This window comes from Telluria sp. AZSoR62 (assembly GCF_058111565.1).
Genome location: NZ_JBYTST010000661.1, coordinates 1 through 231 on the forward strand (window position 1 = coordinate 1; position 231 = coordinate 231).

Consider the following 231-nt stretch of genomic DNA (forward strand, 5'->3'; position numbering starts at 1 on the left):
GGCCTGATCCACCGCGGGCAGCATCAGGGCGATTCCGCCACGGATCAGGTCCGCTGCAACCAGGACCGGCTTTTTTGGCAGCTTTTCCACAAGTGCCGCCATGACTGGCGCGACGAAGACGTAGGCCAGCATCTTTATGGTCAGCGCTGTCCCGAGCACGGCCCCGGCCTGCGCTCCTGCAAGGTCGAACGCCAGCAGTCCGAGGGCCACAGTCAGCAAACCGGTCCCCAG

Annotated in this window: 1 pseudogene; it reads right to left on the reverse strand. The window is 64.9% G+C overall.

Annotated features, from left to right (window positions below):
- Positions 1–219, reverse strand: a pseudogene (locus tag AC3XQU_RS25080) (MFS transporter); the annotation flags it as partial.
- Positions 220–231 lie beyond the last annotated feature (12 nt).